Annotated in this window: 1 protein-coding gene; it reads right to left on the bottom strand. The window is 29.5% G+C overall.

Going from position 1 to position 241, the window contains the following annotated elements:
* Positions 1–233, bottom strand: a 233-nt coding sequence (locus tag ACNDLV_RS08275; RefSeq protein WP_498883121.1) for a YfhO family protein, incomplete at its 3' end; no start/stop codon positions are given.
* Positions 234–241 lie beyond the last annotated feature (8 nt).

Below are 241 nucleotides of genomic sequence, written 5' to 3'. Positions count from 1 at the left end.
ATGATTGCTAAAGTCAAAATATAAAGAAGAGAAAATTTAAGTTGTAAAACTTCCTTAGTTAATCCCAATATAACTAATGGAAGAAGAGCTACTGCATCAAGCCACATTAAATTCCCCCAGTAACCAATTACATAAGAGGATAGAGAGTAAGCTACACCTAATGATATAGCTATTGGATAAGAATTATTATTTAATCGTTTTGCCAAATAATAAAAAGAGCTAGACGCAATCATAATTTTTA

This window comes from Lactobacillus fornicalis (assembly GCF_055362665.1).
This window is presented reverse-complemented; position numbering and strand designations above follow the sequence as displayed.